The following is a 24,589-nucleotide window of genomic DNA, read 5'->3' on the forward strand; positions in this document are numbered from 1 at the left end:
CTTAATATGATATAATTTCGTAGCCGTCCTCGGTAACGAGCACCTGAATCTCCCACTGTGCGGAAGGAGTGCCGTCTTTTGTGTAAATCGTCCAGCCGTTTTCCTCATCGGTGTAAATCGCCGGCTTGCCCATGTTTATCATCGGCTCGATCGTAAAAATCATTCCGGGCACCATGAGCATTTCGGTACCTTTTTCGCTGACGTAGCTGACCCACGGATCCTCGTGGAACTCAAGTCCGATGCCGTGGCCGCCGACTTCTCTTACAACGGAGTAGCCCTTGCTCTTGACAAAGTCGTTGACTGCCTGACCCATATCTCCGAGGAAGTTCCATGGTTTTACTTCCTTCAAGCCCTCGCTGAGTGCCTGCTTTGCGGCTTCGACGAGCGCTTTTTTTTCGTCGCTGACATCACCGATACAGAACATTCTCGACGAGTCAGAGTAATAGCCGTTGAGGTTTGTGGAACAGTCGACGTTTACGATATCGCCGTCCTTGAGAATGATATCCTCAGAGGGAATACCGTGGCAGACCTCGTCGTTTATTGATGTGCAGACGCTCTTAGGAAAGCCCTGATAATCCAAGGGCGCGGGAATGCCGCCCATTTTTGTGGTGATGTCGTAAACCCAGCGGTCAATCTCGGCAGTTGATATGCCTGCCCTGATATGTTCGGCAACATAGTCGAGAACTGCGATATTGATTTTCGCGCTCTCTTTGATTTTTTCAATCTGTTCAGCGGTTTTAATTATGCTGTGGTCGGGTACAACATGACCCTCGGCTTCGATTTCCTCAATACGCTCGTCAAAATCTATGTGGCACTTCTTGTACTTTTTGCCGCTGCCACACCAGCATTCGTCGTTTCTTCCCGGTTTCTTCATATCTATACTCCTTACACTTTTTTATTCCAGATAATTATACCACTTAATACGTCAGCCGACAAGACAAATTTGTGTTTTTGTTGCCAAGATCGCTCAAATGCGGTATAATGGTAATATCGCAACGACCGCCGCGCATATTTTATTGCAGAGGTGGTAACGTGAATATTAAAAGATTTGCCGCGGTTTTTCTGATAGTGTTTTTTCTCTCCGTATTCATCGCGCTGATGGTAACATCGACTGCGAGAATTACCCTCAATACCGCCGCTATGCCAAAGACGCCGATGCCTCACATTGTGATCGACGCCGGTCACGGCGGAGAGGACGGAGGCGCTGTCAGCTTTGACGGAGTTCCCGAGAAGGAGATCAATCTAGCAATTGCTCATGATGCAAACGATTTGCTGACCTTTTTCGGATTTTATACCGAAATGACGCGTACCAAGGACTGTGACCTTTCAACAGATGGCGAAAACACCAAGCAGCGCAAGAACAGCGACATGAAAAACAGGTTGGAAATCTTCAACTCCTCCGAAAATAACGCGGTAATAAGTATTCATCAGAACAAGTTCTCGGATACTTCCTCTCGCGGCACACAGGTTTTTTATTCGCCGAACAATGACAGAAGCCTGCTGCTGGCAGACGCGATCAAGTTCTCGGTGAAATCCCAGCTCCAGCCCGACAACGAACGGCTCAGCAAGCCCGCGGGAAGCGGAATATACCTGTTAAAAAACGCAACTCAGCCCGCGGTAATCGTCGAGTGCGGCTTTTTATCAAACAGGGAAGAATGTGAAAAACTAAAGACCGCCGAGTATCAGCGGCAAATGGCATTCGCGATAACGACGGGCTTTCTCGATTACTATAATACGAATCAGGATGTGAAATAAATGGCAAAAATCAAAAGCGTCTACATTTGCTCGGAATGCGGCTACGAAACCCCAAAGTGGGTCGGCAAATGCCCGTCTTGCGGCGAATGGAACACAATGAATGAGGAAATCAAGGAGACATCAAAGACAGCTCCCGCAGTCAGGACTCGTTCCTCGTCGACATACGCGCAGCCGTATTCGATACGCGAGATATCGACGGATGATGAGCACCGCTACGACACAGGCTGTCACGAGCTCAACCGTGTGCTCGGCGGCGGCATCGTCAAGGGCAGCCTTATTCTTCTCGGAGGCGACCCTGGCATCGGAAAATCCACGGTGCTGATGCAGATATGCCAGTTCCTAGGCGATACGCTGAAAATCCTCTATGTATCGGGCGAGGAATCAAAGAGGCAGTTAAAGCTGAGAGCGATACGCCTTGAGGTAGACTCTCCGAATCTCTTTATCATGACCGAAACCGACGTAGAGGTGGTCTGTGAGCAGATAAAGAGCATCAAGCCCGACCTCGTTATGATAGACTCGATCCAGACCATGAACCTCTCTGAGCTCAACTCCTCGCCGGGCAGCGTAACCCAGGTCAGGGAATGCACAAATATCCTTATGCGCACGGCAAAGTCTCTCGATATCCCTATGTTTGTCGTCGGTCATGTCAACAAGGAAGGCTCTATCGCGGGTCCGAAGGTGCTTGAGCACATTGTCGATACCGTTCTGCATTTTGAGGGCGACAAGCAAATGAGCTGCCGCATTTTGCGCGCGGTAAAGAACCGCTATGGCTCAACGAATGAGATCGGCGTTTTTGAAATGACCGACAAGGGATTAAAAGAAGTCGAAAATCCGTCGGTCATGCTGCTCTCCGGCAGACCGAGCAAGGTTTCGGGTACCTGCGTAACCTGTACGATAGAGGGCTCAAGACCTATTCTCGCTGAGACCCAAGGGCTTGCGACTCAGTCGGGATACGGCAACGCTCGCAGAATGGCTACGGGCTACGATTACAACCGCCTATCCATGATACTCGCGGTTCTCGAAAAACGAGCCGGGTACTTTTTTTCAAACAGCGATACATATATCAACATTGTCGGCGGTCTGAGGGTGGACGAGCCCGCTATTGACCTCTCGATCGCTATGGCTCTTGTCAGCAGCCTTAAGGACGAGCCTGTGTACGAAAAAGCCGTCGTATTCGGCGAAATCGGACTCGCGGGTGAAATACGTTCCGTTTCTCAGGCGCAAATGCGAGTCAACGAGGCTGTTCGTCTGGGCTTTGACAGAATCATATTACCGTTCCATAACCTTAAGGGTGTTCAGTGCGAGGACGCTGAGCTTATCGGCGTCAGAAATATCAGGGAAGCTTACGAGGCCGTCACAAAATGAGCATTGTCATGAGCGGAGAATATCCTGAATTTGTCAGTGCGATGCATGACCGCGGTTATAAAGTTATTCCGACAAAACGCATCTCGTGTTATCATCAGCCCGAGCAATTTCATGCGGATATGCAATTGTTAAAAATCCGCGACAGATTATTCACACCGGATAAATGCCGCAGAAAGCCGTCCCGCGATTACCCGCAAAATGTGCTGCTAAACTGTCTTTTTCTCGGAAACAGGCTATACGGCAAGCTCACAGCGATCGATGAAACGATCTTGGAATACTGCGAGGAACAAGGAATTGAGCTTGTAAACGTCAATCAGGGCTACACGCGCTGTTCAACGCTCATTGTAAACGAGTATGCGGTTATCACTGCCGACACGTCGATTGAAAAAGCGATGAAGGCACATGGGGTAGAGGTACTGCGGATTTCACAGGGTCATATCAGACTTGAGGGCTTTGATTACGGCTTTATCGGAGGCTGCTCAGGAAGAATCGGTAACACAATATTCTTTTTCGGAAATATAAGAAATCACCCTGATTATTCTGAGATCAAGGCGTTTATCGATAGTTATAATTCGAAATTCGAAATATTATGCGAAGAAATCCCGCTGACAGACATCGGCGGAATTGTGGAGATATAAAAATGAAGCTGACTGATATTGATAACGGAAATGAATTTGACTTCGGACGAACCTCGGACTGCTACTCAAAATACCGCGATATTTACCCTCAGAGCATGTACGAAAAACTGATTGCATTCGGAATAGGCAAGAGAGAACAGCGTATTCTCGACTTGGGCAGCGGAACGGCGATTCTTCCTATTAATATGTACCATACAGGCGCTTATTTCACGGCGACGGATATCTCTGAGAACCAAATCGCGTATGCACAAAAAACGGCGTCTGAGAGGGGAATTGAGAACATCGATTTCCGCGTATGCTCTGCTGAGGACACGGGCTTTGATGACAACAGCTTTGATGTTGTGACAGCGGTGCAGTGTTTTCAATATTTTGACAAGGAAAAAGCGACGGCAGAGATCTGCAGAGTGCTGAAACCAGACGGACGGTTTTGCGTTATTTTTATGGATTGGCAGCCTTTTCGGGACGCCGTGATTATGGAAATGGAGCAGCTTGTGCTGAAATTCAACCCGTCATGGAGCGGCAGAGGATTTAAAAACTTCCGTTACAGCTATCCTGATTGGGCGGAAAATAAATTTGAAATCGAAACCGTTCATTCATATAACGCGGCTCTTTCGTTTACAAAGGAAGCGTGGCTGGGACGAGTCAAAACCTGCCGCGGCATCGGCGCGAGTCTGCCAAATGATAAAATCGCGGAGTTTGAAATCGAGTACCGTGAGTTATTGAAAAAATACCCGGAGCCGCTTCAATTAATGCACCAAATACATATTGAAATTTACAGAGTCAATAAATAAAAGGGGAGATGTGCTGAACATCTCCTCATTCTTTTTTGTGGTTGACGTTTGCGAGAGGATTAAGGTCAGCCGCTTTTTTCATTTGTTCGGAACTCAAATGAGTGTAGATTTCTGTTGTGGCGAGATTTTCATGACCGAGCACTTCCTTGAGGACGCGCACATCAACTCCGCCGTGCTGGTACATAAGCGTAGCGGCGGTATGGCGCAGCTTATGACAGGAATAACCCTGAGCGCTCAGACCGATTTTCTCGAGGTATTTATATACCATTGCCTGGATCGTTTTGACAGACATACGATTATTGTTGCGACTGATAAAGAGAGCGGTTTTGTCCTTGACTCCGTCGACGGGACGAACCTTCATGTAATCCTGAATCGCGGTAATACACGCGGAATTGAGATAAACTATTCGTTCCTTGTTGCCCTTGCCGAGCACGCGCATAGTGTTGTCAGTGCGGATATCGGTGTAATTAAGACCCGCCATTTCCGACACGCGCAGTCCGCAGTTGAGAAACAGAGTCAGAATCGCGTAGTCGCGTTCCTTATGTTCACCTTCAACCGCGTTCAAGAGTTCGACGCTTTGTTCGAGGGAAAGATATTTGGGGAGAGCCTTCTTTTTTTTAGGCGTTTCCAGCTCGTCAATCGGATTACGAGAGAGACAATGTTCCTTTTTAGAAATATAATTAAAAAATCCTCTCAGACTCGAAACCTTGCGTGAACGTGAAGCGGCGTGATTTCCGCGCTCGCGCTGTAGATAGTTCATATACTCATAAGCGTCCTCGAGAGTGACAGACTCGAGCAGCTCAATGCCGATGTCGTCAATTTTGATTTTCTCAAAATCCATATCGTCGGGTACGAGTCTGCGGGCACGTTTTAAATAGCGGAAGAACGTCCGCAAATCAATAAAATACTCGTCGACGGTTTTTACGGATTTCTGACGGACAGTCTGGAGGTAGTAAAGATATTTTTTTAAAATCGGAAATGCTTCATCCTGAAATCTTACAGCCATATTAATCACCAAAATAATTATAGCACATAAAGAGAGAGGGATAATTCCATATCAGAATAATTATACAAAATGAATATTTTGTATAATTGAGGGGAGTACTGAATGAAGGAAACCTTCTGAATAAGCCGTTTTCGGTTATTTCAGCCGATTTCCTTTAAATAGATAGCTATTTACTTAATATGGTTCCATCATGCGCATTCCGTACAAATCTTCTTCGATCTCAAGCATCTGACTGCCTTGTTGATTCAAATCGTCAATGCAGCGGTACAGCTTGTGATAATACTCGACCGCCTGATTCCAGCGATCGGTTTGCTTTTTACTCAGCTCCGATTTATGTACGCCGTAGCGTTCTGTAAGGATCATTCCCAGATACTCAGTGAACTTTGCTGAGCTGTAAATGTTCAGGTGCTGTACATTATAATACTCAGACGCCGGATAGCTCATTGTGATCTCGTCGCGTTCGAAATTGATAAAATCAAAACCGTAGCTGTTGATGATCTTTCCTGCGCGGTTAGCCATGCAAAAGCTCTCGTAGTCGTTTTGACGGACTAAATGAGGTGCACGGATAAATAATACGTTTTTGATATCGTTATCATTCAGATATTCAAGCAGTCCTCTGAGCTTGTTGTCGCTGTCCTCGGTCAGCGGCAGCTCACTGTCGTCAGAAATCAGCTTTGCGTTTAAGTACGAGCCGTCTTCCTCGCACGAACCTGTGTTCGATTTATAGCCCTTGAGCAGCGTATATCCGCGAATATGCTGTTGAACCAATGCTCCCAAAAATTTGATTCCTCCGGGGTATTCGCTCCATGAGCTGTGATATTTGATCAGCGGCATATAATACTCAGCTTCGTCAGCTGTTTCAAGACTCTTGATGTATTCGATTTTGTTCTCGTTGAGCGGCACGTTATCGATATAATTTCGGATACTACCCTCTTTGGTTTCATTCCTGTCATCCGGATATAGAAACGGGTTTATTTCCATTACTATCAGCTGAGGATTCTGAGTCCGCTCGATCTCCTTTATTTGTGTGATTGCGGCTCCCGCGGTCGCGGAAGCGCTCGCGTAAGGAAAACTGGTGAACCCGAATTTCTCATAAGCCAAGCCCGGCGAAAAGTCCGAATACGCCTCGCTTGCGCCTGTAAATACGACGTCGAGGGTATTTTCTTCCTCCAGATAATACCCGTCGATGCGCAGTCGGTTGTGGTCTAAATGACACAGCACGTATTCCTGCAGGACATACAGAACAGCAGCCGCAGCAAGACAATATGATGCAATTTTTATTGTTCTTAAAAGATACTTATTCATACGTATCATTATAATAACAGAAAAAGAAAATGTCAATAGACAAAACGACAGCCGAACAAGCGTCCGACTGTCGTTTTTTATGGGAAAAGATATTAGGAAAACTAAATTAGCAAACACCCTGCTGAATCATAGAATCAGCAACCTTTACGAAGCCTGCGATGTTAGCGCCGATAACGAAGTTGTCCTCGTAACCGTACTTCTTGGCAGCCTCGGAAATGTTCTTGTAGATGGTCTCCATGATGTTCTTGAGCTTTGCGTCAACCTCTTCGAAGGTCCATGAAAGTCTCTGGGAGTTCTGGCTCATTTCGAGAGCTGAGGTAGCTACGCCGCCGGCGTTTGCAGCCTTACCGGGAGCAAAGAGAAGTCCTGCTTCCTGGATGAGCTTGGTAGCCTCAAGAGTGGTGGGCATGTTAGCGCCTTCAGCAACAGCGTAGCAGCCGTTGGCGATAAGTCTCTTGGCATCCTCTTCATTGAGCTCGTTCTGGGTAGCGCAAGGAAGTGCAACGTCGCACTTGATTGACCAGTCGAACTTACCCTCAGTATAAACAGCGTTGGGTCTGTAGTTCTTGTACTCGGAGAGTCTGCCTCTTCTAACCTGCTTGATTTCCTTGACAGCGTCGAGGTCGATACCCTCTTCGTCGTAAACCCAGCCTGTGGAATCGGAAAGTGTAACAACCTTAGCGCCGAGCTGTGTAGCCTTCTCGCAAGCGTAGGTAGCAACGTTACCGGAACCGGAGATGCAGATGGTAGCGCCGTTCAGGCTCTTGCCGTGATCCTTGAGCATAGCGTCGGTGAGATAAAGCAGACCGTAGCCTGTAGCCTCTGTACGGGCAAGTGAACCGCCCCAGTTGAGACCCTTACCGGTGAGAACGCCTTCGTATACGTTCTTGAGTCTCTTGTACTGACCGAACATGTAGCCGATCTCACGAGCGCCTGTACCGATGTCGCCTGCGGGAACGTCAGTGTCTGCGCCGATGTGTCTGAAGAGCTCAGTCATGAAGCTCTGGCAGAAACGCATAACTTCATTATCGCTCTTGCCCTTGGGGTCGAAGTCGGAGCCGCCCTTGCCGCCGCCGATAGGAAGACCTGTGAGTGAGTTCTTGAAGATCTGCTCAAAGCCGAGGAATTTGATTACGCCGAGGTTTACAGAGGGATGAAGTCTGAGACCGCCCTTGTACGGACCGATAGCGCTGTTGAACTGTACGCGGAAGCCGCGGTTAACCTGAACCTTGCCGTTGTCATCAACCCAGGGTACTCTGAACATGATAACTCTCTCAGGCTCGGTGATTCTCTCAAGAATACCGTTCTCCTCATACTGGGGATTCTGCTCGAATACGGGTTCCAGAGAAGTAAGCACTTCGGTAGCCGCCTGGATAAACTCAGGCTCGTTTGAATTCTTTGCTTTCAGCTTTTCAAGCTGCTCGCTAACATAAGACATATTTAAGTCCTCCTTGAAAAAATATACTGATTATAAACATACAGAAGCGTGTAAAAAGATTTGGTTTGCAAGAGCTGAAAACCTTTCTTTCAACAACGTTACTATAATACACTATTTCAATTAATAATGCAAGAGGTTTTTGCAAGTTTTTTTTGATAAATTTCATATTTTCCGCGATTTTTACGTTTTTCACAGCAAATTTGCAGGATTTTACCCTTGTTTAAGGGCATTATATATAGTTTTTATTCATTTTGACGCGCAGGATTTATAGATTCCACATTCAAAAATCGTTTTGTATAATTCAAGGCTCCGGATTCCACACACTTATACACATAAATTTTAGTTGCATTCGGACATATTAACGTGTTATAATAATGTTGATACAGCAATATTACTATCTGTATAGAGGTGATTATATGGATTACTGCAAAAGATTAAAGGCTTTGCGTGTTGAAAACGGCTACACCCAGGAACAGATCGCGTTTATCCTCCACACACGTCAGGAGCAGTACAGCAAATACGAGAGCGGCAAGCGTGAGCTTCCGATAAAGCACCTTATCACTCTTTGCTGCCTGTACCACGTATCTGCCGACTATGTTCTCGGAATCGAAAAATTTGTAAAATAGCCCTCTTCCCTATTTCGCGCAGAAAAAAACCACCCGTTTTTCAACAGGTGGTTTGAATAATATTTTCTGTTATTCTGTTAAAGACTTGAACTCTGAAAAATCAAAGGTCGCAAAGTAGTCCTTCGGCTCCTCAGCTCGTCTGATAAGCTTGTGACTTCCGTCCTCTTTGAGCAGCACCTCGGCGGAACGGAGCTTTCCGTTGTAGTTATAGCCCATCGAGAAGCCGTGAGCACCGGCATCGTGGATATAAATAATATCGCCGATTTCGATTTTGGGAAGCATTCTGTCGATCGCAAACTTGTCATTGTTCTCGCAGAGTCCGCCCGTTACGTCGTACTTGTGGTCGCAGGGAGCATTTTCCTTGCCAAGAACAGTGACGTGGTGGTATGAACCATACATAGCCGGACGCATGAGGTTTGCAGCGCAGGCGTCAAGACCGATGTATTCCTTGTAGATATGCTTCTCGTGAATAGCGGTGGCTACGAGCGCTCCGAACGGCGCGAGCATGTATCTGCCGAGCTCGGTGTAGATTTCAACGTCGCCCATACCGGCGGGAACGAGGATTTCCTCAAACTTTCTGCGGACTCCTTCGCCGATGATCGCGATATCGTTCTTGGGTTCCTCGGGTTTGTAGTCAACGCCTACGCCGCCCGAAAGGTTGACGAACTTGATATGTACGCCGGTCTTTTTCTGCAAACGGACAGCAAGCTCAAAGAGAATGCCCGCAAGCTCTGGATAATAACCGTTTGAAACGGTGTTTGACGCGAGGAACGCGTGAATTCCGAACTCCTCTGCCCCGGCTTCCTTGAGCTCAAGGAAAGCCTTTTCCATCTGTTCCTCAGTCATTCCATACTTGGAGTCGCCCGGGGTATCCATAACCTGAACCTTGTCCTCGCTGTCAGCCATGCGGAAAATTCCGCCGGGATTGTAGCGGCAGCAGATTGTCTTTGGTACGCCGCAGACCTTTTTAATAAACTCAACGTGGGTGTAATCGTCAAGGTTGATAATGGCTCCGAGGTCGAATGCCTTTTTCATATCTTCAACAGGCGTTACGTTTGAGCTGAACATGATGTCCTTGCCGGTGATGCCGCAGGATTCACAGAGCATGAGCTCGGTGTAGGACGAGCAGTCCATACCGCAGCCCTCCTCCTGCAAAATCTTCATCAGATAAGGGTTCGGGGTCGCCTTTACCGCGAAATACTCCTTGTAGCCCTTATTCCAGCTGAATGCCTTGTATAATTCGCGCGCGTTTTCGCGGATTCCGCGCTCGTCATAAATATGAAACGGCGTCGGGATATCCTTGATGATATCCTTAGCCTGTTCCAGAGTAATAAATGGTTTCTTTTCCATTTTATTCGTCCTCCTCAAAACCCTCAATGTACGCTTCGATGACGTCCTTCACGTCATCCATTCCGTCTCCGTTTACAGCGGAAAACGGCAGCAGTTCAACACCCTCATAATCCTGCAGCTCGTCCATTATCTTCTCGATCCGCTTTTCATAGGCGGATTTTTTCAGCTTGTCCTTCTTTGTAAGCACAATAACAAACGGAGCGTTGCACTGATACAGGAAGTTGAGCATATCGTAGTCGTCCTTGGTTGGCTTGTGCCTGATATCAATAATCTGGATAATCAGAGCAATTTTACGCTGTGATGACAGATATCCCTCAACAAGGCTTGCCCAGCGTTCCTTTTCCGCTTTGGAAACCTTCGCATAGCCGTAGCCGGGCAAATCCACAAAGCGGCAGTTTCTAAGCTTATAGAAGTTGATTGTGGCGGTCTTGCCGGGCTGAGCGCTGACTCTCGCGAGCGCTTTTCTCTGCACCAGCTTGTTTATAAGCGAGCTTTTGCCTACGTTGGAATGGCCCGAAAACACAACCTCGGGCATGTCCGACGCGGGCAGCTGCTTAACTGTTCCCGCTGCGAATTCAAATGATACTTCGTTAAAATTCATAGGCGCTCCTTACTGCGTCAGTCTCGCGACATTCGCGTTTGACATCGGCGAAGGCAGACGCGTTTTGTTCCACTCGCGTTCGCTGACCTTGATGGGGTCGATAACCGCGATTGACAGCACGTCCATAAGGTTCTCAACGGGGATAAAGCTGATGTTTTCCTTAACCGCGTCGTCGAACTCATCGATATCCGGCTCGTTGAGCTTAGGAATAATCACAGTGGTAATTCCCTGCTTATAAGCCGCCATACTCTTTTCTTTCAGACCGCCAATGGGCAGAACCTTACCCCTGAGGGTAATTTCGCCGGTCATGGCGACGTCGTGTCTTACCGCCTTCGAGGACAGCACAGAGTAAATCGCCGTTGCCATCGTGATACCCGCCGACGGACCATCCTTCGGGACAGCACCCTCAGGCGCGTGGATGTGTATGTCTTTGTTCTTATAGAACTCAGCGTCGATTCCGAGAACATCGGCATGGCTGCGTATGCAGTTTATCGCGATTTTCGCGGACTCCTTCATAACATCGCCCAGCGAGCCTGTCAGCTCGAGCTTGCCGGTGCCGTCCATGATTGCGACCTCGATCGGAAGCAGCTCGCCGCCGACAGAAGTCCAAGCGAGACCGTTGACAATGCCGATTTCATCCTTTTTGCTGATGGTATCAGGCAGATATTTCTTGTTGCCGAGGAGCATTTCGATTTCCTTCTCGTCGATTTTGAAGCTCTCAATACCTTCCTCGAGCTTTTTGACGGCGCATTTGCGAAGAATTGAAGCGATAGTGCGCTCCAGAGTACGCACGCCGGATTCTCTTGTATAGAAATCGATCAGGTGATAAATTCCTTTTTTTGTGAACTTGACCTCAGACGCGGTAAAGCCGCAGAGATCGAGCTGCTTCGGGATAAGGTGCTTTTTCGCGATATGGAACTTTTCCTCGCGGGTATAGCTGTTGATCTCGATGATTTCCATTCTGTCGCGCAGAGGCGCCGGAATCGCTCCCAGATCGTTCGCCGTAGTAATAAACATGACGTTGGAGAGATCAAACGGAATATCTATGTAGTGGTCAACAAACTTGTTGTTCTGCTCAATATCGAGCACCTCAAGCAGAGCCGAGGTCGGGTCGCCCTTGTAATCGCTCGCGAGCTTGTCCACCTCGTCGAGGATAAGCACCGGGTTATTTGAGCCTGCCGACTGTATGGCAGCCATGATCCTGCCGGGGATAGAACCGATATATGTGCGGCGATGACCGCGGATCTCAGCCTCGTCCCTTACGCCGCCGAGAGCTATTCTCTGGGAATTCCTGCCGATTGCGTCCGCTATTGACTTGGCAATAGAGGTTTTTCCGACGCCGGGCGGTCCCACAAAGCAGATGACCTGCCCCTTTTGCTTGTTGCTGAGTTTTTTGACGGCAAGCTGCTCGATGATCCTTGTCTTTATTTTTTCAAGGCCGTAGTGGGTTCTGTCGAGCTCTTTTCTGAGCTTTGGAATGACGATTTTGTCCTTTGTCGACTTGTTCCACGGAAGGTCGAGCACGGTGTCAAGGTAAGTGCGGATAACCGAAGCCTCCTGACTTCCGTAGGGCATTTTCATCAGTTTGCGGCATTCCTTGAGAAGAACGTCAGCGGATTTTTCGTCAAGCTTAAGCTCCTCAATGCGCTCGGCGTATTCCTCCGCGTCCTCAGAGGGATTGTCGTCCTCGCCGAGTTCCTCCTCAATTACGCGCTTCTGCTCGCGCAGGAAGAAGTCACGCTGACTCTCGTCAATTCTCAGACGGGCTTTGCGGTTGATTTCGTCCTCGAGCCGGAGAATGTAGTTCTCGTTGATAAGAACGTCGAGCACGTCCTGCAGACGCTCTACAGGAGAGCGGATCTCGAGGATTTCCTGTTTTACCTGATAGTCGAGCGCCATATTTGCGGCTATGTAATCCGCAAGCTCTCCGGCATGCTTGCATAGCGCAACCTTGAAGATAATGTCTGATGGAATCTGCGGAGAGATATCAATGTACTCCTCAAATTCTTTTTTGACAGCTCGCATCAGCGCAGTGTCAAAGTCGTCGTGATCGATAATCGGTTCGGGAATCGGCTGAACCTCAGCCATAAGTCCGCTCGGGTCGTGAACGGGAGCGACGATTTTTGCCCTGAACTTGCCCTCAATTACAATTCGGGTCACGTTTTCGGGCTGCTTAAGAACCTGGACGATTTTTGCAATCACTCCGGTTGTATATACGTCAATCAGCTTTGGATCGTTATTTGTCGCGTCAATCTGAGTCGACAGAAAAATCATCTGATCGCGCTTCATAGCCTTGTTTATCGCGGTGATGCTTTTCTGACGGCCTACGTCAAAATGAATCAGAGCTTTCGGAAACACAACAAGCCCTCTTAAAGGCAGCACAGGTACTATCATTGTGTCTTTATTTTCTGCAGCCATATTGTTTCCTTTCTGTTCAAAATAGTAAAAGAGGGCAAAACCGCAAAGCAGCCGAAGCCGCGCGGTATTTGCCCTTAAAGCAGTAACAACCTACCGCTTAATAATTTGTTTAAGACGCCGAGCTGCGCTTGGAGCGTTTTTCTCTTCTCTGCAGCTTGACAGGGAAAGTTGCCTTTTCTTTTCTGCGTGTAATCTGCGGCTGAGCGCCGTCTGTTACCGCTGCCTTGGTGATAATTATTTTCTCGATCGTATCATCGGACGGTGTTTCGAACATCAAGTCCTTGAGAATACCTTCCATAATACCTCTGAGTCCACGGGCGCCCGTGCGCTGGTCAAACGCCTTTTGAGCGATTGCCTCAAGCGCCTCGTCCTCAAAGTACAGCTCGACGCCGTCAAGCTCAAAGAGCTTTTTGTACTGCTGAACGATTGAGTTTTTGGGAACGGTTAGTATTTTTACAAGAGCCTCCGTATCAAGACCGCTGAGCGCGGTAATGACGGGAAGTCTGCCTATAAGCTCGGGTATAATACCGAATTTAACAAGGTCGTGAGCGACAACGTCCTTCATCCAGTCGGACTCGTCAAGCTCCTTGCGGGACTTGATATCCGAGCCGAAGCCGATAACGGAGCTGCCCTGACGCTTCTCAACTATCTTTTCGAGTCCGTCAAATGCACCGCCGCAGATAAAGAGGATATTCTTTGTGTTTATCTGCAAAAATTCCTGCTGCGGGTGCTTTCTTCCGCCGTGAGGAGGTACGTTCGCTACAGTGCCCTCAACGATTTTAAGCAGAGCCTGCTGAACTCCCTCGCCGCTGACGTCGCGGGTAATTGACGGGTTCTCGGACTTGCGGGCGATCTTGTCGATCTCGTCGATATAAATGATACCGCGTTCCGCACGCTCGATGTCGTAATCGGCTGCCTGAATCAGCTTTAGGAGAATATTCTCAACATCCTCTCCGACGTATCCCGCTTCGGTGAGAGTTGTGGCGTCGGCGATGGCGAAGGGTACGTCAAGCGCTCTGGCAAGAGTCTGGGCGAGCAGGGTTTTTCCCACGCCCGTAGGACCGAGCAGCAAAACATTGCTCTTTGCGAAGTCGACGGAGTCGTCGCCGGCGAAAGCTCTTTTGTAGTGGTTATACACAGCTACGCTCAGCGTGATCTTCGCGTCCTCCTGACCGATAACGTACTCGTCAAGAATCGCCTTAATTTCCTTTGGCTTTAAAAGCTCGGCGAAATCCTCGTCGGACAACTGAGGCGCTGACGGCTTGTAATAGTCGCGGTCGCGGCCTCGTTCAACCTCGCCCGACTGCTCAATGATATTCATGCAAAGCTCGACGCAGCTGTCGCAGATATACGCGCCGTTGCCCGCGATGAGCCTTGCTACCATATCCTGCGGCTTTCCGCAGAATGAACAGTAGATTTCCTTGTCGTTGTTTTTATTCGCCATGGATTATCTCACCTTATCTTTTATCAATAACCTTGTCAATCAAACCGTATTCAAGAGCCTCCTGAGCGGTCATAAAGTTGTCGCGCTCGGTGTCGTTCTGAATAATCTCGAGGGGCTTTCCGGTGTTTTCGGAAAGGATCCTGTTCAGGCGAGCCTTGGTGTCGAGCATATATCTGGTATGGATCTCCATATCGGTTGCCTGACCCTTATAGCCGCCGAGAGGCTGGTGAATCATAATTGTGGAATTGGGAAGCGCAAGACGCTTGCCCTTTGTTCCCGCTGAGAGCAGGAATGCGCCCATGCTAGCCGCCATGCCCATGCAGATTGTGGAAACATCGCACTTGATATACTGCATGGTGTCGTAAATCGCAAGACCGTCGGTCACACTGCCGCCCGGGCTGTTGATATAAAGGCTGATGTCCTTTGTTGGATCCTGACTCTCGAGGAACAGAAGCTGTGCCACAACGACGCTTGCGGTCGCGGTATTGACCTCGTCGTGAAGCATGATGATTCTGTCGTTGAGAAGTCTGGAATATATGTCGTAGGAACGCTCGCCGCGATTTGTCTGTTCTACTACGTAAGGTACTAATGGCATAATATCAAAACCTTTCTAAATTATTGTTTAGCAGGTTATCTGATAATATTCAAATTATTTAATAACCGCGCTGTTCTTTACGATATCGAGAGCCTTCTGAACCTTGATGTCCTCGGAGAGAGAATCAGCGGGAACGGAAGCCTTAGCCTGCTCAACTTCAACCTTATAAGCCTCAGCCATCTTGCTGTATTCTTCATCGAGGTCAGCCTCGGTTACTTCGAGGTTCTCCTGCTTTGCGATAGCTTCGAGAACAAGTCTGAGCTTGACTCTCTTCTCGGCCTCGTCCATGTACATATTCTTGAGAGCGGCCATATCCATGCCCATGTACTGCATGTACATCTTGGGATCCATGCCCTGTGAACGCAGACGCATCTCAAAATCTCTTACCATGTCGTTAGCCTGGTTGTCGTACATCTGCTCGGGAATGTCGCCCTGAGCAAGCTCGATAAGCTTCTCGGAGATCTGATTGTCAACGTCCTTCTCTGCCTCGTCCTTAAGACGGGCAGCGATTGTCTCCTTGAGCTCATCTCTGTATTCTGAAACGGTCTCCTTCTCGGAAACGTCCTTTACAAACTCGTCGTCAACCTCGGGAAGCTCCTTCTCCTTGAGCTCGTGAAGCTTGATCTTGAACTCAGCTTCCTTTCCCTTGAGCTCCTCAGCCTGATAGTCCTCGGGGAAGTTAACATTGATGGAGAACTCCTCGCCTGCCTCGTGACCGACAACCTGCTCCTCAAAGCCGGGAATGAAGTTGCCCGAGCCGAGTGAAAGACTGTACTTCTCAGCCTTGCCGCCCTCGAAAGCAACGCCGTCAACGAAGCCCTCGAAGTCGATTACAGCGGTGTCGCCGTTCTGGGCGGCTCTGCCCTCTACGGTGACCATTCTGGAGTTGCGGTCGCGAACCTTGTCGATTTCCTCGTTGATAAGCTCCTCGGTGACCTCAGTGGACTTCTTCTCGATCTCAAAGCCCTTGTAGCCCTCAACCTCGAGAGTGGGCTTAACGATGATGTCGGTCTTGAAGGTAAAGCCTTCCTTGCCTGCTTCAACAGCCTCGAGCTTCTCTACTGCAACGATCTCAAGGTTCTGCTCCTTGGCAGCTTCATACAGAGCGTCGGGATAGCAGTCCTGCATAGCGTCGTCGTAGAATACCTCTGTGCCGTACATCTTTTCGATAATATGTCTGGGAGCCTTACCCTTTCTGAATCCGGGGATATTGATGCTCTTAACCTGCTTCTTGTATACCTTGTTGATAGCCTTTTCAAAGGTCTCGCCGTCTACGGTGACAACGAGCTCATATGAATTGGCAGCTTCCTTCTTTGTAAATTCCTTCAGTGCCATTTTGAATTCCTCCATTTTTTAAATATCGTCTTATTATAACACAATTATTTCTATAAATCAAGTTATCTGACTAAAACCGGCATGAAACCTATTCTGTCACCCGAAATAAGTCTGAAATCAACACCCTTGTATTCGCCCTCATACGCCAAACGGAAGCCGCTTTTGCCGTGGATATGGCCGTAGTAGCATTTCTTTATGCCGTACTCTATCAGAACGTCCATGATCTCCGGACACTCCACTCCGCGGTAATACGGCGGATAGTGCAGGAAAACGACAGGCTCTTTGCCTGTTTTCACTGCGGCGTCGATCGACATTTTCAGTCTGCCGACCTCGCGGTTGAGCACCTTGATATCCTCGGGGGTGTCGTTTTCAAGGAACCACCCTCTTGTGCCGCAGACGGCAAAGTCGCCGCAGACGTAGGCGTTATTGAAGAGAATGGAAATGGTACTCAGCTCTTTTTCGGCAAGATACTTATCCATTTTGCTCTTTGTCGCCCACCAATAGTCGTGGTTTCCCTTCAAAAAGAGCTTTTTGCCCGGTAAATCGTCAATAAACTTAAAGTCGGTGTAGGTATCCTCGAGCTTCATTGCCCAGGAAATATCGCCCGCGACAACGACGGTGTCGTCGTCAGTAACCAGACTGCGCCAGTTTTCCGCAAGGCGTGAAACGTAGTCGTTCCAGCCCGCGAAAACGTCCATTGGCTTATCCTCTCCGAGCGAGAGGTGCAGATCTCCGATAACGTACAGTGACATCAGTCGATTGAGAGAGCCTTGAGAACATAGGCGGGCATCTCGTTCGCTTCGGTAACGTCGGAGAAGCGTGCCTTCTTGTCCTTGAGGTTCGCAAGAGGCGCGGGTACGGGCATGCCTGTCAGCTCATTGAGCTTATCTACCATATCAAACTCGTTGACGGGCAGAATGCCGTCGGGAGATACCGCCTCAAGAACCGAGCGCGAGAACTTGTAGGGGCTCGCGGTTGAAGCGATGATCGACGGAGTGGTGTCGCCTGTCTTTGCAACATACTGCTCGTAGACATTTACGGCAACGGCGGTGTGAGTATCGCAGAGGTAGTTATCCTCCTTGAAGAGGCGGTTGATGGTAGCCTGAGTCTGACCGTCGTCGCAGAAGCCGCCGAAGAACTTCTCCTGCATTAGAGCCTTGACCTCGTCGGTAACCTCGTACCTGCCCTCGGTCTTGAGAGCGTTCATCCATGCTCTTGTGGTTTCGTCGCTGTCGCCGGAGAGCTTGTAGAGCAGACGCTCAAGGTTGCTGGAAACGAGAATATCCATTGAAGGAGACATTGTTGTATAGAACTGTCTGTTCTTATCGTATACACCGGTGTTGATGAAGTCGGTGAGAACGTTGTTTGAGTTGGAGGCGCAGATGAATTTGTTGATCGGGAGTCCCATCAGGCTGGCGTAGTAGGAAGCGAGGATATTGCCGAAGTTGCCTGTGGGAACTACAACGTTGATCTTGTCGCCGAACGCGATCTTGCCGTCGTTGACGAGGTCGCAGTAAGCGGAGATATAGTAAACGATCTGCGGAAGAAGTCTGCCCCAGTTGATGGAGTTTGCGGACGAGAAAAGCATGTTGTTCTCGGCGAGCTTCTCTGAGATCTCGGGAGTAGTGAAGATTTTCTTTACGCCTGTCTGAGCGTCGTCGAAGTTGCCCTTGATAGCGCAGACCTTGACATTCGCGCCTTCCTGGGTGTTCATCTGGTGCTTCTGCATGGGACTTACGCCGTTTACGGGATAGAACACAATGATCTTGGTGTGTTCAACGTCCTTGAAGCCCTCGAGAGCGGCCTTGCCCGTGTCGCCCGAGGTGGCAACGAGAATAACAGCATCCTTGCCGTCGTATGTCTTTTTCAGGGATTTTGTGAGCAGGTGCGGCAGGATCTGGAGCGCCATATCCTTGAAGGCGCAGGTGGGACCGTGCCAAAGCTCAAGAATATTGAGAGGTCTGCCGTTAAGCTTTGTGTAAGCGATCGGAGCGGGATTTGAACCGCCGAATTTCTCCTCGGTGTAAGCCTTCTCAACGCAGTCGGCGATTTCGTCGTCTGTGAAGTCGGTCAGAAAATCGGAGAATACCTTTTTAGCTCTGCCTCTGTAATCTTCCTTGAGCAGCGCCTTGAAGGTCGCTTCGTCGTATTTCGGGAACTCCTGCGGTACAAAAAGACCGCCGTCCTTTGAAATACCCTGTGAGATTGCCTGTGCGGCCTCTACCTTTTCAGCCGCGTTTTGGGTGCTGTTATACAACATTTCAATCTTCCTTTCAAAAGAGCTTTAAACAACAATTTATTTTACTACATATTTCAGCGATTGTCAAAGTTTTCGAAGAAATTAAGCGCATTCAGATGAAAAATCTTTTTTATCAGCGCTTCCTTGTAATTTCTTTTGCACATAATATCATATATCTTGTCATAAACACTGCTGTCGGAGAAGTCATTCGGCAGTGTGCCGCCGTCAAAATCGCTTCCAAAGCAGACTGTATCCTCTCCGCCGAGCGAGAGAAAATGCTCGGTGTGTCTTATAATATCCTCTATGCAAGCCTTTTCCGGCTCGTTGTTGAGAAACGCGTTATGGAAATTTATCCCGACCAAGCCGCCGCGTTCCTTGATTATCATAAACTGTTCGTCGGTCAGATTTCTCCTGTGCGGCGTAACGGAGTACGCGTTTGAGTGTGAAGCGACAAACGGCATTTTTGCAATTTCCGCTACATCATAAAACAGCTTCTGCGACGCGTGCGAAACGTCGGCGATAATATGATACTTCTCCATTTCGCGGACGGCGGCTCTTCCGAACCCGCTCAGACCATGCCCGTCCTTTACGTCAGCGCCGTCGCCTATCTGATTTGCGGCGTTCCACGTCAGTGTCATCATGCGCACTCCGCAGTCGGCAAGAAGTCTGACGTTTTCGAGCTTACCATTCAGAGCCAGACCGTTTTCGACTGTAAAAAAGGCGGTGTTCGAATATTTTCGGAAGCTGTCCAAGGGTTGATGCGGTTTGATTATTTTGATACCCTGTTCTTTGCATTCCCTTTGCAGACGTTTGTGCGCCATCAAAAACAGCGCTTCTGCTTCATCTCCCGGACAGGAATCGGGAATCCAGATCGCGTAGCATTGCAGCTTGTGTGACTCAGGGTCGCGGTTGGGCTTTGCCTCTGCCCTGCTGCTTCCAAAGGAGATATTTTCCGTCACGGACTTGTAAAGCGTGTCGCAGTGTAAATCAATAATATCCATTGTCACTCTCCGGAATAAAGGCGTTGTCAAAGTAGTTTATCTGTATCAGCTTGAGTGTGTCCCTGTTTACATAAACCTCGCAGACATCGAAGCGGTACTGGCAGTCGAGATCGTTCTCGTAAATGTACGCAAGTGATGTCCTGTAGATTTTCTCCTGCTTTTTGGTGTCAACCGCCTCAAACGGCCTTGTCAGCGGATTCTCGTGGCGGGTTTTTACCTCGACAAAGGCTACCGTGCCTTTCTTTTCCGCGATAATATCAATTTCGCCGAAGCGCTTTCTATAATTCCTTGAGAGAATTTTGTATCTGTGCTTTTTCAGGTAATTAACGGCGTATTCCTCGCCGATATCACCTATAGTCTTTGTTTTCATTTTTTCAGAATGTTTCCTAAAAAGCTGATGCGGTGGTACGGACAAGGGCCGTACTGACGGATAGCGTCGCGGTGCATGGCTGTGCCGTAGCCCTTGTGCTTGTCAAAGCCGTACTGCGGATATTCCTTTGCATACTCATATAGCAGTCTGTCCCTTGATACCTTCGCGAGAATCGACGCGCACGCAATTGACATAGACCTCGCGTCGCCCTTGACGATACACTCCGCGTCTATGCTCAGATCGGGTATTTTGTTGCCGTCAATCATTGCGTAGTCCGCTTTAACGGAAAGGCCTTCAACGGCGCGCTTCATCGCGAGCATTGTGGCGTTGAGAATGTTGATTTCCTCGATCTCCTCGACGCTCGAGTACGCTATACAGTATGAAACCGCGGTCGACTTTATGACCTCAAACAACGCCTCGCGCTTTTTCTCGCTTAGCTTCTTTGAGTCGTTCACGCCGTCGATCACAACGCCCTCGGGAAGTATTACGGCAGCAGCGCAAACGGGACCCGCAAGCGGGCCTCTGCCTGCCTCGTCCACTCCGCAAACAGCGCTGTAACCCTTATTAATCGCATTCTGTTCAAATTCAAGCCAGTTCATTTCAATTCTCCGTTCGGCATTTCAACCGTGATTCTGCCGAGCTTTGCCGCTCTGAATTCGTCGAGCAGCATGATCGCGGCTCTTTCGGTGTCGATTTCTCCGCCGGATACGAGCATGCCGCGCTTCTTGCCGATCATACTCAGCAGCTCGTACGAATCTGTGTTGTCCAAATCAAGATCCTCGAGCTTGAAGCGGCTGATGAAATCCGCGGGCTTAAGCTGTTTGAGAAAGTCGAGCAGTCTTACGGCGAGCAGCTCGATATCGATTACCTGATCCTTGACCGCTCCCGTAAACGCCAGATGCTCGCCGACGAGCTTGTCGTCAAACTTAGGCCATAATACACCCGGTGTGTCGAGCATTTCGAGGTTGTTGCTTATCGTGAACCACTGGTTGCCTCGGGTAACGCCGGGTCTGTCCTCAACCTTCGCGCGGTTCTGCTTTGAAATACGGTTGATAAACGAGGATTTTCCTACGTTCGGAATACCGACGATCATGATTCTCATTGTGGGGTTCTTCATGCCCTTTGATTTCAGACGGTCGATTTTTTCTTTCATAACCGTATTGACAGCCTGAGGGAATTTATTCAGTCCCGTGCCGCTCTTGCAGTCGACGGCGATTGCCGTAATACCCTGAGAGGCGTAGTGGTCGATCCACATTTTTGTAGCGGTGCGGTTCGCCATGTCGCACTTGTTCATAAGAATAACCCTCGGCTTGTTCTGAATGAGCTTGTCGAGGTCGGGGTTTCGGCTGCTTACGGGAATTCTCGCGTCAATGATTTCCGCGACGGCGTCAACGAGCCTGAGGTTAGCCTGTATCTGCCGCTTGGTTTTGGTCATGTGCCCGGGAAACCACTGTATTGTCTGCATATCACTCATATTATCCTCTTTCTATAAAACAAAGCCTATTTCCTTTTGAAAGAAATAGGCCTTAAAATCTGATTAATAAAGATATCCGAAATGGTCGAACGGGAAGGCTACAACCTGCGCTTTACCGATGACGTCCTTGACATCGATCAGACCGATCTCGGTGCTGCGGCTGTCAAGCGATACCTGTCTGTTATCACCCATTACGAAAATCTTTCCCTCGGGAATGACGGACGGGATCACATTGTTGCCGTAGTTGCCGGAGAAGGTGGTTCCCTTGATATACGGCTCGGAAATCTCAATGCCGTCAACGATGATTTTCTCGTTTTCGTAATCAAGCTCAAGGGTCTGACCCTCTGTTGCGATAACGCGCTTGATGATGGGCTTCTTGTACTCCGCGCCGTGTGAGATAACAACGATATCATTGTCGCGCGGTGTGTATAACAGGTTAGTAACTATTACCTTATCCTTGGTCTGGAGGGTGTCGCACATCGACGTACCCTCAACGTCAACCAGACGGAAAACAAAGGTAAGTACAATAACCACGATCGCAATCGCGAAGATAATGCAGCGAATCCAGTCATAAACGCCCGCCATCATGCCGTCTGCTTTGGCTGTGACGAAGCCCTTCTGACTGTTATCCTCCGAAGAAGCCTTGCTGTCAGCCTGTTCGGTAGCATATTCCGCCGCCTTATAGAACTTGTCGTAGCTCGGATGGGGCTTGCTGTTCGCGTACAAATCGGGGTTAATATCAATTGAAAGGTCTATGTCGGAGGGCATCCTTGAGCCATCCTTGTTAAACGGTGTGTCGCTCAATCCTATCACCTACTTTTAGCAAATTAAGGAAAAAGGGAACTTAAGCAAGTTCCCTTTAACTATTATTCGAGAATTACTTACGAATCTGTTCCTTAACCTTTGCGGCCTTACCGACTCTGTCGCGGAGATAATAGAGCTTGCTTCTGCGAACCTTACCGTAGCGGACAACCTTGATGTCCTTTACGTTCGGGGAATGGAGCGGGAAAACTCTCTCTACGCCGACGCCGTATGCTACGCGTCTGACGGTGAATGTCTCGGCTACGCCGCTGCCTCTCTTGGCAATAACGGTGCCCTCAAACATCTGGATTCTCTCTCTGTTGCCCTCGCGAATGTTCACTGATACTCTGATGGTATCACCGATGCCGAATTCAGGAGTGGTTTCCTTCACTGATTCAGCCGCAATTGTCTTTAATGCGTCCATTTTTCATCCTCCTAATTATTTACCCGATATTCATACCCTTCCATGGCAGCGGACTATCAGTTTCAAAATGACGGCTTGCGCCGCTGTTTGACCACGTCGTCGGAAAACGACGGAACCAAATGCAACAGGTCTGGCATAGACTTTTCCAAACCTACTCGGCTATTATATCATAAATAGAATTATATTGCAAGCACTTTTTGGAAAAAGTTTACGCGGATATATTTCTCAGTTTTGTTAAAAAATTATTAAAGTACGCAGGAAGCTCTGAGTCGAACTCCATGTACTCGCCTGTTGTCGGATGCACAAACCCGATTTTCTTAGCGTGCAGGCACTGTCCTTCAAACGCGACTCTTTCACTTTTTACACCGTAAACCAGGTCGCCGGCAACCGGGTGACCCAGTGACGCCATGTGTACGCGAATCTGGTGAGTGCGTCCGGTTTCGAGCACACAGCGGATATGAGTATAGCCCTTGTATCTTGCAATAACACTGTAGTGCGTCACGGCTTCCTTGCTGTTTTTTGGAGTGATGCACATCTTCTTGCGGTCATTAGGGTTTCTGCCTATGGGCGCATTTACAGTGCCCTCATCTTCCCTGACATTTCCCCAAACCACAGCCTCGTATTCTCTGGTAAAGGAATGCTCCTTAATTTGTTCGGAAAGGATTTTGTGGGACTCGTCGTTCTTGGCGACAATAAGCAGTCCGCTGGTGTCCTTGTCTATACGGTGGACGATACCCGGCCGCATGACTCCGTTTATACCCGAGAGGCTGTCGCCGCAATGGTACAGCAGGGCGTTGACAAGCGTACCGTCATAATTTCCGGCGGCAGGATGAACCACCATACCCTTCGGCTTGTTGACAACGAGCAGATCGCCGTCCTCGTAAACGATATCGAGCGGAATATTCTCAGCCTTGGCTTCATACGGAACGGGGTCGGGTATTTGTACAATAACCTCGTCGTTTACCTTGAGCTTCTGTTTTTTGTTAGCTCCTTTGCCGTTAAGACTGACGCCGCCGCTTTCAATCAATGCAGCCGCAGCGCTTCTTGAAACGCCGATATCGGCGTCCGCGATGAACTTGTCAAGCCTTACTCCGCTCTCAGTGCAAATCAGCCTGTGCTCAGTCATTGATTTTTCCCTTGTCTGATTTGAATGTGTTCGAGAAGAAGAAAATATAGATCACGAGCAGCAAAACGCCGATTGTGATGCAGTAGTCCGCGAAGTTGCAGACAGGAGGAAAGAAGGAAATGCTGAGGTAGTCGATCACGTAGCCGTAGATAACGCGGTCAATCAGGTTTCCGATTCCGCCGCCGATAATCATACCCGCGCAAATATAGAAGAACTTGCCCGAGGGACGTTTTTTGAACATATAGAAAATTATGACCGCGAGCAGAATTGAAGTGAGGATAATAAATACCCAGCGCATGTCCTTGAACATACCGAAGGCGACTCCGCGGTTTTCAACATACGTGAGCTTAAAAAGTCCGTCGATAACGCTGATTTCGCCCACGGGTTTCAGTCCAGTGTTCACGAAATACTTGATAAGCTGGTCAATGGCGACTATCAAAGCGCCGATTGCAAGAGCGATAAAAGGCATACATACCTCCAAAGTATA

Annotated in this window: 25 protein-coding genes; 5 read left to right on the forward strand and 20 right to left on the reverse strand. The window is 48.7% G+C overall.

Features of this window, described 5'->3' with window-relative positions; translation table 11 throughout:
* Position 1 precedes the first annotated feature (1 nt).
* On the reverse strand, positions 2 to 874 hold the full coding sequence (locus tag KQI64_RS07305; RefSeq protein WP_216524050.1) for a methionyl aminopeptidase: 873 nt from the start codon (positions 872 to 874) through the stop codon (positions 2 to 4).
* Between the two features lie 158 nt (positions 875 to 1,032).
* Here KQI64_RS07305 and KQI64_RS07310 point away from each other — a divergent pair, with 158 nt between their 5' ends.
* The 4 genes from KQI64_RS07310 to KQI64_RS07325 are packed head-to-tail and all read left to right on the forward strand — an operon-like array spanning position 1,033 to position 4,549.
* Entirely contained in the window at positions 1,033 to 1,755 is a 723-nt protein-coding gene (locus tag KQI64_RS07310) for an N-acetylmuramoyl-L-alanine amidase (protein ID WP_330623059.1), read from the forward strand.
* A complete protein-coding gene (gene radA, locus KQI64_RS07315; RefSeq protein ID WP_216524052.1) occupies positions 1,756 to 3,120 on the forward strand; it encodes a DNA repair protein RadA in 1,365 nt (454 codons plus the stop codon).
* Entirely contained in the window at positions 3,117 to 3,758 is a 642-nt protein-coding gene (locus tag KQI64_RS07320; RefSeq protein ID WP_216524053.1) for a DUF6873 family GME fold protein, read from the forward strand. The genes radA and KQI64_RS07320 overlap by 4 nt, the downstream gene beginning before the upstream one ends.
* Positions 3,759 to 3,760: 2 nt before the next feature.
* The gene (locus KQI64_RS07325; protein ID WP_216524054.1) at positions 3,761 to 4,549 is read left to right on the forward strand and encodes a class I SAM-dependent methyltransferase; all 789 of its coding nucleotides are present in this window, start codon (positions 3,761 to 3,763) and stop codon (positions 4,547 to 4,549) included.
* A gap of 25 nt (positions 4,550 to 4,574) precedes the next feature.
* Here KQI64_RS07325 and KQI64_RS07330 read toward each other — a convergent pair whose 3' ends face one another.
* The 3 genes from KQI64_RS07330 to gdhA form a co-directional block, all read right to left on the reverse strand.
* Positions 4,575 to 5,555 carry a tyrosine recombinase XerC gene (locus KQI64_RS07330; protein ID WP_216524055.1) on the reverse strand — a complete coding sequence of 327 codons (981 nt, stop codon included), beginning with the start codon at positions 5,553 to 5,555 and terminating at the stop codon, positions 4,575 to 4,577.
* Positions 5,556 to 5,729: 174 nt separating this feature from the next.
* A complete protein-coding gene (locus KQI64_RS07335) occupies positions 5,730 to 6,776 on the reverse strand; it encodes a hypothetical protein (RefSeq protein ID WP_216524056.1) in 1,047 nt (348 codons plus the stop codon).
* 190 nt (positions 6,777 to 6,966) lie between these two features.
* Positions 6,967 to 8,298 carry an NADP-specific glutamate dehydrogenase gene (gene gdhA, locus KQI64_RS07340; RefSeq protein WP_216524057.1) on the reverse strand — a complete coding sequence of 444 codons (1,332 nt, stop codon included), beginning with the start codon at positions 8,296 to 8,298 and terminating at the stop codon, positions 6,967 to 6,969.
* Positions 8,299 to 8,714: 416 nt separating this feature from the next.
* Between gdhA and KQI64_RS07345 the strand changes: the two genes are divergently transcribed.
* Positions 8,715 to 8,924, forward strand: coding sequence for a helix-turn-helix domain-containing protein (locus tag KQI64_RS07345; RefSeq protein WP_216524058.1), 210 nt, complete (start codon positions 8,715 to 8,717; stop codon positions 8,922 to 8,924).
* A gap of 69 nt (positions 8,925 to 8,993) precedes the next feature.
* Here KQI64_RS07345 and KQI64_RS07350 read toward each other — a convergent pair whose 3' ends face one another.
* The 16 genes from KQI64_RS07350 to lspA form a co-directional block, all read right to left on the reverse strand.
* Complete coding sequence (locus tag KQI64_RS07350) at positions 8,994 to 10,274, reverse strand: diaminopimelate decarboxylase (RefSeq protein WP_216524059.1); 1,281 nt, start codon at positions 10,272 to 10,274, stop codon at positions 8,994 to 8,996.
* 1 nt (position 10,275) lies between these two features.
* Positions 10,276 to 10,875, reverse strand: a complete 600-nt coding sequence (gene yihA, locus KQI64_RS07355; RefSeq protein ID WP_216524060.1) for a ribosome biogenesis GTP-binding protein YihA/YsxC — start codon at positions 10,873 to 10,875, stop codon at positions 10,276 to 10,278.
* 9 nt (positions 10,876 to 10,884) lie between these two features.
* Positions 10,885 to 13,293, reverse strand: a complete 2,409-nt coding sequence (gene lon, locus KQI64_RS07360; RefSeq protein ID WP_216524061.1) for an endopeptidase La — start codon at positions 13,291 to 13,293, stop codon at positions 10,885 to 10,887.
* Between the two features lie 109 nt (positions 13,294 to 13,402).
* Complete coding sequence (gene clpX, locus KQI64_RS07365; protein ID WP_216524062.1) at positions 13,403 to 14,737, reverse strand: ATP-dependent Clp protease ATP-binding subunit ClpX; 1,335 nt, start codon at positions 14,735 to 14,737, stop codon at positions 13,403 to 13,405.
* Between the two features lie 13 nt (positions 14,738 to 14,750).
* Positions 14,751 to 15,332 (reverse strand): ATP-dependent Clp endopeptidase proteolytic subunit ClpP, encoded by a 582-nt coding sequence (gene clpP / locus KQI64_RS07370; RefSeq protein WP_216524063.1) that lies wholly within the window; start codon positions 15,330 to 15,332, stop codon positions 14,751 to 14,753.
* Positions 15,333 to 15,386: 54 nt separating this feature from the next.
* A complete protein-coding gene (gene tig, locus KQI64_RS07375) occupies positions 15,387 to 16,667 on the reverse strand; it encodes a trigger factor (RefSeq protein ID WP_216524064.1) in 1,281 nt (426 codons plus the stop codon).
* Positions 16,668 to 16,729: 62 nt separating this feature from the next.
* Positions 16,730 to 17,419 carry a metallophosphoesterase gene (locus tag KQI64_RS07380; protein ID WP_216524065.1) on the reverse strand — a complete coding sequence of 230 codons (690 nt, stop codon included), beginning with the start codon at positions 17,417 to 17,419 and terminating at the stop codon, positions 16,730 to 16,732.
* Positions 17,419 to 18,927 (reverse strand): threonine synthase, encoded by a 1,509-nt coding sequence (thrC, locus tag KQI64_RS07385; RefSeq protein ID WP_216524066.1) that lies wholly within the window; start codon positions 18,925 to 18,927, stop codon positions 17,419 to 17,421. The genes KQI64_RS07380 and thrC overlap by 1 nt, the downstream gene beginning before the upstream one ends.
* A gap of 53 nt (positions 18,928 to 18,980) precedes the next feature.
* Complete coding sequence (locus tag KQI64_RS07390; RefSeq protein WP_216524067.1) at positions 18,981 to 19,907, reverse strand: dipeptidase; 927 nt, start codon at positions 19,905 to 19,907, stop codon at positions 18,981 to 18,983.
* Positions 19,894 to 20,277, reverse strand: a complete 384-nt coding sequence (locus KQI64_RS07395; protein WP_216524068.1) for a YraN family protein — start codon at positions 20,275 to 20,277, stop codon at positions 19,894 to 19,896. Before KQI64_RS07395 ends, KQI64_RS07390 begins: the two co-directional genes overlap by 14 nt.
* A complete protein-coding gene (locus KQI64_RS07400; protein ID WP_216524069.1) occupies positions 20,274 to 20,876 on the reverse strand; it encodes a ribonuclease HII in 603 nt (200 codons plus the stop codon). The genes KQI64_RS07395 and KQI64_RS07400 overlap by 4 nt, the downstream gene beginning before the upstream one ends.
* Complete coding sequence (gene ylqF, locus KQI64_RS07405; RefSeq protein ID WP_216524070.1) at positions 20,873 to 21,751, reverse strand: ribosome biogenesis GTPase YlqF; 879 nt, start codon at positions 21,749 to 21,751, stop codon at positions 20,873 to 20,875. Before ylqF ends, KQI64_RS07400 begins: the two co-directional genes overlap by 4 nt.
* Before the next feature lie 63 nt (positions 21,752 to 21,814).
* Positions 21,815 to 22,519 (reverse strand): signal peptidase I, encoded by a 705-nt coding sequence (lepB, locus tag KQI64_RS07410; RefSeq protein ID WP_216524071.1) that lies wholly within the window; start codon positions 22,517 to 22,519, stop codon positions 21,815 to 21,817.
* 109 nt (positions 22,520 to 22,628) lie between these two features.
* A complete protein-coding gene (gene rplS, locus KQI64_RS07415; RefSeq protein WP_216524072.1) occupies positions 22,629 to 22,976 on the reverse strand; it encodes a 50S ribosomal protein L19 in 348 nt (115 codons plus the stop codon).
* Positions 22,977 to 23,184: 208 nt separating this feature from the next.
* Complete coding sequence (locus KQI64_RS07420) at positions 23,185 to 24,102, reverse strand: RluA family pseudouridine synthase (protein ID WP_216524073.1); 918 nt, start codon at positions 24,100 to 24,102, stop codon at positions 23,185 to 23,187.
* The gene (lspA, locus tag KQI64_RS07425) at positions 24,095 to 24,571 is read right to left on the reverse strand and encodes a signal peptidase II (protein ID WP_216524074.1); all 477 of its coding nucleotides are present in this window, start codon (positions 24,569 to 24,571) and stop codon (positions 24,095 to 24,097) included. Before lspA ends, KQI64_RS07420 begins: the two co-directional genes overlap by 8 nt.
* Between the last annotated feature and the right edge of the window lie 18 nt (positions 24,572 to 24,589).

The sequence above is a fragment of the Lachnoclostridium sp. MSJ-17 genome (assembly GCF_018918205.1).
In the GTDB taxonomy this organism is placed as follows: Bacteria; Bacillota; Clostridia; order Oscillospirales; family Acutalibacteraceae; genus Ruminococcoides.

What these genes read in the sequence shown, in the direction of transcription:
- lon (WP_216524061.1), bottom strand. Translation starts at nt 13,293, where the DNA reads ATGGCTGCAGAAAATAAAGACACAATGATAGTACCTGTGCTGCCTTTA.
- lepB (WP_216524071.1), bottom strand. Translation starts at nt 22,519, where the DNA reads ATGCCCTCCGACATAGACCTTTCAATTGATATTAACCCCGATTTGTAC.
- gdhA (WP_216524057.1), bottom strand. Translation starts at nt 8,298, where the DNA reads ATGTCTTATGTTAGCGAGCAGCTTGAAAAGCTGAAAGCAAAGAATTCA.
- clpX (WP_216524062.1), bottom strand. Translation starts at nt 14,737, where the DNA reads ATGGCGAATAAAAACAACGACAAGGAAATCTACTGTTCATTCTGCGGA.
- yihA (WP_216524060.1), bottom strand. Translation starts at nt 10,875, where the DNA reads ATGAATTTTAACGAAGTATCATTTGAATTCGCAGCGGGAACAGTTAAG.
- KQI64_RS07320 (WP_216524053.1), top strand. Translation starts at nt 3,117, where the DNA reads ATGAGCATTGTCATGAGCGGAGAATATCCTGAATTTGTCAGTGCGATG.
- KQI64_RS07395 (WP_216524068.1), bottom strand. Translation starts at nt 20,277, where the DNA reads ATGAAAACAAAGACTATAGGTGATATCGGCGAGGAATACGCCGTTAAT.
- KQI64_RS07350 (WP_216524059.1), bottom strand. Translation starts at nt 10,274, where the DNA reads ATGGAAAAGAAACCATTTATTACTCTGGAACAGGCTAAGGATATCATC.
- KQI64_RS07400 (WP_216524069.1), bottom strand. Translation starts at nt 20,876, where the DNA reads ATGAACTGGCTTGAATTTGAACAGAATGCGATTAATAAGGGTTACAGC.
- KQI64_RS07330 (WP_216524055.1), bottom strand. Translation starts at nt 5,555, where the DNA reads ATGGCTGTAAGATTTCAGGATGAAGCATTTCCGATTTTAAAAAAATAT.
- KQI64_RS07305 (WP_216524050.1), bottom strand. Translation starts at nt 874, where the DNA reads ATGAAGAAACCGGGAAGAAACGACGAATGCTGGTGTGGCAGCGGCAAA.
- clpP (WP_216524063.1), bottom strand. Translation starts at nt 15,332, where the DNA reads ATGCCATTAGTACCTTACGTAGTAGAACAGACAAATCGCGGCGAGCGT.
- radA (WP_216524052.1), top strand. Translation starts at nt 1,756, where the DNA reads ATGGCAAAAATCAAAAGCGTCTACATTTGCTCGGAATGCGGCTACGAA.
- KQI64_RS07390 (WP_216524067.1), bottom strand. Translation starts at nt 19,907, where the DNA reads ATGGATATTATTGATTTACACTGCGACACGCTTTACAAGTCCGTGACG.
- lspA (WP_216524074.1), bottom strand. Translation starts at nt 24,571, where the DNA reads ATGCCTTTTATCGCTCTTGCAATCGGCGCTTTGATAGTCGCCATTGAC.
- thrC (WP_216524066.1), bottom strand. Translation starts at nt 18,927, where the DNA reads ATGTTGTATAACAGCACCCAAAACGCGGCTGAAAAGGTAGAGGCCGCA.
- rplS (WP_216524072.1), bottom strand. Translation starts at nt 22,976, where the DNA reads ATGGACGCATTAAAGACAATTGCGGCTGAATCAGTGAAGGAAACCACT.
- KQI64_RS07345 (WP_216524058.1), top strand. Translation starts at nt 8,715, where the DNA reads ATGGATTACTGCAAAAGATTAAAGGCTTTGCGTGTTGAAAACGGCTAC.
- KQI64_RS07420 (WP_216524073.1), bottom strand. Translation starts at nt 24,102, where the DNA reads ATGACTGAGCACAGGCTGATTTGCACTGAGAGCGGAGTAAGGCTTGAC.
- KQI64_RS07325 (WP_216524054.1), top strand. Translation starts at nt 3,761, where the DNA reads ATGAAGCTGACTGATATTGATAACGGAAATGAATTTGACTTCGGACGA.
- tig (WP_216524064.1), bottom strand. Translation starts at nt 16,667, where the DNA reads ATGGCACTGAAGGAATTTACAAAGAAGGAAGCTGCCAATTCATATGAG.
- ylqF (WP_216524070.1), bottom strand. Translation starts at nt 21,751, where the DNA reads ATGAGTGATATGCAGACAATACAGTGGTTTCCCGGGCACATGACCAAA.
- KQI64_RS07380 (WP_216524065.1), bottom strand. Translation starts at nt 17,419, where the DNA reads ATGTCACTGTACGTTATCGGAGATCTGCACCTCTCGCTCGGAGAGGAT.